Origin of the sequence: Pseudomonas sp. NPDC087336 (assembly GCF_044744285.1) — a bacterium.
Taxonomy (GTDB): domain Bacteria; phylum Pseudomonadota; class Gammaproteobacteria; order Pseudomonadales; family Pseudomonadaceae; genus Aquipseudomonas.
Genome location: NZ_JBIUYA010000003.1, coordinates 297,761 through 304,533, shown reverse-complemented (window position 1 = coordinate 304,533; position 6,773 = coordinate 297,761). Strand labels below are relative to the sequence as shown.

General features: G+C 63.7%; 7 protein-coding genes. 3 read left to right on the top strand and 4 right to left on the bottom strand.

Annotation, left to right across the window (positions count from 1 at the left end; translation table 11 throughout):
- Positions 1-484: 484 nt before the first annotated feature.
- Positions 485-778 carry a hypothetical protein gene (locus ACIO0C_RS04910; protein WP_008055299.1) on the bottom strand — a complete coding sequence of 98 codons (294 nt, stop codon included), beginning with the start codon at positions 776-778 and terminating at the stop codon, positions 485-487.
- Positions 779-834: 56 nt separating this feature from the next.
- Complete coding sequence (locus ACIO0C_RS04905; protein WP_401308558.1) at positions 835-1,440, bottom strand: arylesterase; 606 nt, start codon at positions 1,438-1,440, stop codon at positions 835-837.
- Between the two features lie 10 nt (positions 1,441-1,450).
- On the opposite strand from ACIO0C_RS04905, the gene ACIO0C_RS04900 reads away from it, so the two are divergent.
- Genes ACIO0C_RS04900 through greB form a run of 3 tightly spaced genes read left to right on the top strand, consistent with a single transcriptional unit; the run spans position 1,451 to position 5,172 of the window.
- Positions 1,451-2,134: an ABC transporter ATP-binding protein gene (locus ACIO0C_RS04900; protein ID WP_008055295.1), complete on the top strand. Its 684-nt coding sequence runs from the start codon at positions 1,451-1,453 to the stop codon at positions 2,132-2,134.
- Positions 2,134-4,638 carry an ABC transporter permease gene (locus ACIO0C_RS04895; RefSeq protein WP_401308555.1) on the top strand — a complete coding sequence of 835 codons (2,505 nt, stop codon included), beginning with the start codon at positions 2,134-2,136 and terminating at the stop codon, positions 4,636-4,638. The genes ACIO0C_RS04900 and ACIO0C_RS04895 overlap by 1 nt, the downstream gene beginning before the upstream one ends.
- A 36-nt stretch (positions 4,639-4,674) precedes the next feature.
- Positions 4,675-5,172 (top strand): transcription elongation factor GreB, encoded by a 498-nt coding sequence (gene greB / locus ACIO0C_RS04890; protein ID WP_008055293.1) that lies wholly within the window; start codon positions 4,675-4,677, stop codon positions 5,170-5,172.
- Positions 5,173-5,220: 48 nt separating this feature from the next.
- Here greB and ACIO0C_RS04885 read toward each other — a convergent pair whose 3' ends face one another.
- Both ACIO0C_RS04885 and ACIO0C_RS04880 read right to left on the bottom strand, forming a co-directional pair.
- Entirely contained in the window at positions 5,221-5,529 is a 309-nt protein-coding gene (locus ACIO0C_RS04885) for a class I SAM-dependent methyltransferase (protein WP_401308552.1), read from the bottom strand.
- Between the two features lie 272 nt (positions 5,530-5,801).
- Entirely contained in the window at positions 5,802-6,773 is a 972-nt protein-coding gene (locus ACIO0C_RS04880; protein ID WP_401308549.1) for an XdhC family protein, read from the bottom strand.

Below are 6,773 nucleotides of genomic sequence, written 5' to 3'. Positions count from 1 at the left end.
AAGGCAAAAGCGAGAAAAGCTGAAGGCTGCCCAAGGCAGCCTTCAGCTATGAAACATGTTTACCGGACACTAGTGACGCTCTGCGTGGGAATGCCGCCAGGGACGCTCCGCGTTCCGCTGTCGACGCATGACGTGAGCCGTGCGCAACGGTGACGCGGAGCGTCACAGGATGCATTCCCACGCAGAGCGTGGGAACGATCACGTGTTCACTTGAAATCAGGTCGGCTTTAAGGCCGCCTCGCTTTGGCTTTGGATTTGGGTACCCCGTTAAATCACGATGGCTGAACGCAGGCATTGCGCAGCGGCTAAACCGGCAGTACGCCGGTTTAGCCGCGTCATCGTTGACCTTCATCGCGAGCATGCTCGCTCCTGCAGGCCGGGCGGCGTTCCGTGCTTCCAAGGGACGCGCCATAGGGCGAAACCCTAAGTGGCCGTTACCGCAGCAATGGATATGTACACAGTCAACCACCTACCACAGCAGCGATCAAAGCTCGAACCGCAACTCCGGCCAGATCGGCGACGTGCCACGCTTTTGCGATTCAAGAATGGCCCGGCACAACGAGCACAGGCGCTGGTCCTGGAACACCCGCCGATCGACGTTCGACCAGCGTGGCTGAGCCGGCAGCAGACTGCCGCACAGGGTCCGGTCCGCCGAGCCGCCCAGCTCCAGTTGCCGGGTCACCAGGTGTACCCGCACTTCCTGGCAGGCGAACAGATCCAGCTGTTCGTCAGGCTCGATCAGTTGATAGGCATAAAGTGACCAGGCAGAACGCGGCATCGGGGGCTCCAAATCGGGGGCGCCACCTTAGCCGAAAGCCTGCTCCTAGAAAAGTGTCATAACAGCGGTTTTAGCGTAGGCCAGACATTTTCCAGCAACTTGCCCTGAGCCCCGGCTGCCGGGTGAATGCCATCGGCCTGCATCAAGTCCGGATGACCGCCCACGCCGTCGAGGAAAAACGGCACCAGCGGGACTTTTTTCTCATCGGCCAGGTTGCTGTAAACGTCACTGAAGGCCTTGGTGTATCGAGCGCCGTAATTGGGCGGCAATTGCATGCCGAGCAGCAGGACCTTGGCGCCCGCCTGCTGCGACTGCTGAATCATCGACGCAAGATTTTGTTGCAATTGTGTTGGCAGCAGTCCGCGCAGGCCGTCATTGCCCCCCAACTCCAGGATCACCAGATCCGGCTTATGCTCTGCAAGCAGCGCCGGCAGGCGTGCCTGGCCTCCGGCACTGGTGTCGCCGCTGATGGACGCATTAACCACCTTATCGTCGAAACCTTCGCGCTTGAGCCGCTGCTCGAGCAGCGACACCCACCCCAAGCGGGTATCCAGTCCGAAACCGGCGCTGATACTATCGCCAACGATCAGGACTGTACCCGCCGCTGCGTTCTGGGCCATGCACATCAAGGCCAGGCCAGCACTCAAAAACCACACACGCATCGGATTCTCCATGGGCGCAAGCATTCTCACCGCGAAGAACCTTAGCAAAGTGGTTCCCAGCGCGGAAGGTGAACTGACCATCCTGCACCAACTGAGCCTGGAACTGAACAAGGGCGACAGCCTGGCCATCGTCGGCGCCTCCGGTTCCGGGAAATCCACCCTGCTGGGCCTGCTCGCCGGCCTCGACCTGCCGAGCAGCGGTGAAGTCACCCTCGCCGGCCAGGGCCTGAGCAACCTCGACGAAGACCAGCGTGCGCGCATCCGCGCCGAACATGTGGGCTTCGTCTTCCAGTCATTCCAGCTGCTCGACAGCCTCAACGCCCTGGAAAACGTCATGCTGCCGCTGGAGCTCGATGGCCGCCAGGACGCCCGCGGCCGTGCCACCGAGTTGTTGCAGCGGGTAGGCCTTGGGCAACGCCTGACCCACTCGCCACGCCAGCTCTCCGGCGGTGAACAGCAGCGCGTGGCGATTGCCCGGGCGTTTGCCGCCGAACCCGATGTGCTGTTCGCCGACGAGCCCACCGGCAACCTCGACAGCCATACCGGCGAGCGCATCAGCGACCTGCTGTTCGAACTCAACCAGGAACGCGGCACGACCCTGGTGCTGGTGACCCACGATGAACGCCTGGCACACCGCTGCCGGCGCCTGATCCGCCTTGAAGCCGGCCTGCTGGTCGCCCCCCTGGAGCCTTGATGGCACGCCTGCCGCTGTTGCGCCTGTTCAGTCTCGCCGTCCGCCAACTGTTGCGCGATGCCCGCGCCGGTGAACTGCGCGTGCTGTTTTTCGCCCTCGTGGTCGCTGTGGCCGCCAGTACCGCCATCGGCTACTTCGGCGCACGCCTGAATGGCGCGATGATGTTGCGCGCCACTGAGTTCCTTGGCGCCGACTTGCTGCTTGAAGGCAGCTCCCCTGCGCGCCCCGAGCAAGTAAGAAGCGGCACCGAGCTTGGCCTCGAACACGCCCGGGTGGTGGAGTTTTCCAGTGTCATCGCCACCGACAACGGCATACAGCTTTCCAGCATCAAGGCGGCAGACGACGTCTACCCGCTGCGCGGGGAACTGAAAAGTGCCCCTGCGCCCTTCGCCCCGGAAGAGCCCGGTGGCGGGCCGAAACCCGGTGAGGCCTGGGTCGAAGCCCGGTTGCTGACGGCGCTGGACTTGAAGATCGGCGACAACATCGATGTCGGCATGAAAACCCTGAAGCTGGCACGGGTGCTGACCTACGAGCCCGACCGCGCCGGCAACTTCTACAGCCTGACGCCACGGGTACTGATCAACCTCAGTGACCTGCAAGCCACTGGCGTGGTGCAACCCGGCAGCCGGGTCAGCTACCGCGAACTCTGGCGCGGCAAGGCCGAAGCCCTGGAAACCTATCGCCAACTGATCAAGCCCGGCCTGGCCGCCAACCAGCGCATCCAGGATGCCCGCGATGGCAACCGGCAGATCGGCGGCGCACTGGGCAAGGCCGAGCGCTATCTGAACATGGCCAGCCTGGTGGCGGTGCTGCTGGCCGGGGTGGCCGTGGCGTTGTCGGCGACGCGCTTTGCCACCCGCCGCTTCGATGCCAGCGCGCTGTTGCGTTGCCTTGGCCTGTCCCGTCGGGAAACCATGGTGCTGTTCAGCCTGCAGTTGGCCGTACTCGGTCTGCTCGCCAGCCTTGGCGGCGCCGTCATCGGCTGGCTGGCGCAATTGGGTCTGTTCGCCTTGCTGCACGATTTGTTGCCAACCGATGTCCCGCCGGGCGGCCTGCTCCCGGCCATCGCCGGTATCGGCACTGGACTGGTGGCCCTGGCCGGTTTTGCCCTGCCGCCGCTGGCGGCGCTGGGTCGGGTTCCACCCTTGCGCGTGTTGCGCCGGGACATGCTGCCGATACCTTCCAGCACCTGGATGGTCTACGGCGCCGCATTGGGCGCCCTCGGGCTGATCATGTGGCGCCTGAGCCTGGACCTGCTATTGACCTTCGCCCTGCTCGGCGGCGGCGTGGTTGCGGCACTGGTACTGGGCGGTCTGCTGTTGCTGTTATTGAAAAGCCTGCGACGCATGCTGGCCCGTGCCTCCCTGCCGTGGCGACTGGGGCTGGGGCAATTACTGCGCCATCCTTTGGCCGCCGCCGGGCAGTCCCTGGCCTTCGGCCTGATCCTGCTTTCGATGGCGTTGATCGCCCTGCTGCGTGGCGAGTTGCTGGACACCTGGCAGAACCAGCTGCCCAAGAACGCACCGAACTATTTTGCCCTGAACATCCTGCCCGCGGACAAGCAGGCGTTCACCGACCGCCTGATCTCGTTGTCGGCGCAATCGGCCCCCCTGTATCCGGTGGTTCCGGGGCGGCTGATCAGCATCAACGGCGAACCGGTGCAGCAAATCGTCACCAAGGAATCGGCGGGTGACCGGGCGATCCAGCGCGACCTGAGCCTGACCTGGGCGGCAGACCTGCCGGCGGGCAACCAGATCACCGCCGGCAACTGGTGGCCAGAGCAACCGCCGGATGACATCCCCGGCGTGTCGGTGGAGGGCAAGGTCGCCGAAAGCCTGAAGCTCAAGCTCGGCGACCACATGGTCTTCACCGTGGGCGGGGCCAATCGCGAGGCGAAAGTCACCAGCCTGCGGGAGATCAACTGGGACAACTTCCAGCCGAATTTCTTCATGATCTTCCAGCCCGGCACCTTGAAGGATTTACCGGCCACCTACCTGACCAGCTTCTATCTGGCGGCCGGGCATGACCAGCAGATCGTCGACCTGTCGCGCAGTTTTCCGGCGGTGACGATCCTGCAAGTCGAAGCGCTGCTGGCGCAACTGCGCAGCATCCTCGCCCAGGTCACCCTGGCAGTGGAGTATGTGCTGTTGTTTGTCCTGGCGGCGGGGATGGCTGTTTTGTTCTCCGGCCTGCAGGCGACCCTGGATGAACGCATCCGCCAGGGCGCCCTGCTGCGCGCGCTGGGTGCCGAGCGGCAGTTGCTGGTGAAGGCGCGACGGATCGAATTCGGATTACTGGGTGCGGTCAGCGGCCTGCTCGCGGCACTGGGTTCGGAAGTCGTCAGCCTGGTGCTCTACCGCTACGCCTTCGACCTGCCCTGGCATCCGCATCCGTGGCTGCTGGTGCTGCCGTTGATCGGCGCCGTGCTGATCGGTGGTGCCGGCGTGTTCGGCACCCGCCGTGCCTTGAACGCCAGCCCCCTGACAGTCCTGCGCGAGGGTTGATAGACTCAAGCGCTCCTGATTCGAAGAAAAGTTGCCATGAGCCGTTATCGCCCTCCCCGTACCGCCGGCACCGCGCTGATCACCCCCGAAGGTGAAGCGCGGATGCGCGCCGAGTTTCATGAACTGTGGCACGTACGCCGCCCCCAGGTGACGCAAGCTGTCAGCGAAGCGGCAGCACAAGGCGATCGTTCGGAAAACGCCGAGTACACCTACGGCAAAAAGATGCTGCGCGAGATCGACAGTCGCGTGCGCTTCCTGACCAAACGCCTGGAAGCCCTCAAGGTCGTCAGCGAAAAGCCCAGCGATCCGAACAAGGTTTATTTCGGCGCCTGGGTCACGATCGAGGACGAGGATGGCAAGCAATCACGCTATCGCATCGTCGGACCGGATGAGCTGGACTTGAAACAAGGACTGATCAGCATCGACTCGCCCTTGGCACGCGCGCTGATCGGCAAGGCACTGGACGCCGAAGTACGGGTCCAGACACCGACGGGTGAGCAATGTGTGTATATCGTGGCGATCGACTATCCATGAGCCGCAGCGCCCTGGCTCTTAGCGATCCGTGCCCCAGTGATCAGCGCCTCAGCGACGGGTAATCAGCCCTTGCCGGGCAACGCGGGTCAGTTGCCTGATCATTTCCGGGGCGTCTTCGATGCTTGGCGACTGAATCACCGCCAGGTCGAAGCTGTCCGCGGCAAAGCGCGCCAGGGATTCACCGTCTTCGACAAACTGGATCAGGAAAGCTGCCGGCCCACCGGTGCGACGTGGCCAACCATCGAGGTAACGCAGGAGCGTCGGCTGATGTTGACCGCCAAGCAGGATTTTTGGATTACGCTGGGTGAGATGTGCCGTGATCGGCGCGGGACGTACAACAGGGCTTAGTGCATTCATCGTGTCGTGTCTCAGCCTCAAAAAGTCTGCATGGCAGGTGAGAGGCAACACCGAACCAGCGCTTTAGCGGTATTTCGAAGCCTGCTTCAAGCTTCTGACGGCAACTCAATGAGTGACCTGGCGCCCCGCAAGTAGCTGTTTAAATCGGCGCATGGGCAGCATCGTAGAGAAGCTGACCGGACAGTGTCAAGAATGACGCACAACAAAAAAGGCTCGTCCAATCAAGCGACGAGCCTCCTTTTGCACAAGCCTTGGCCCTGATGGGGCCTGCATCACAGTCGATCGCGAGGGATCGCGCTGCGAATTCGCAGGATATCGGCGAGCACGGCCAGGGCGATTTCCGCCGGGGTCTTGCTGCCCAGGTTGAGCCCGATGGGCGCATGGATCCGCGCCAATTCCGCCTCCCCCAGCCCACCGATGCGCCGCAGCCGCTCGAAGCGCTTTTGCGAAGTCTGCAGTGAACCCATCACACCAATGTAGAACGCGTCGGTGCGCACCGCTTCCATCATCGCCAGGTCATCGATGCGCGGATCGTGGGTCAGCGCCACCACCGCCGTGTCGCTGTGGCAACCGCCATCGGCGATGAACACCGAGGGCAATTGACGACGAATCTCCACGCTGTCCAGCACCACGCCTTCCAGTACTTCGTCCCGCGGATCGCAAAGAATCACCTCGAAGCCCAGGCCCACGGCAAACTCCGCGCAAGCCTGGGCCACACTGGAATACCCGGCCAGCAACAGGCGCTGTGCCGCGCCGATGCGCAGCCTGACGCGATCGATCTCGCGCTCGACGCGCACACCCTGCTCGCGATCATCGAACAGACTGCGCGTGCCGCTGGCCAGGTCGACTTCGCGGATCAGCCGACGCCGGCCCAACAGCGCCGACTCCAGCTCGCGCAGATGCGCCTGCACCTCACAGACAGGCTCAAGGTTTTCCACCAGCACATCGAGCACGCCGCCGCAGGGCAGGCTGACCCGCGAGCGCGGGTCATCGCCTTCGCCGTAGCGCACGACGCTGACCGCTTGCTCGAATGCACCTTCGGCGACGCGTTCGAGGAAGTCCTCCTCGACACAGCCGCCGGACAGCGAGCCGATCCACTGCCCGTCAGCATTCACCGCCAGCAACGAACCCGGCGCACGAGGCGCCGAGCCGTAGGTGGCCAGTACGCTGCACAGCCAGACACGCTGCCCGGCCGTCGACCACGCCAGTGCCCGCCGCACCACTTGCAGATCCAGATGCTGCAT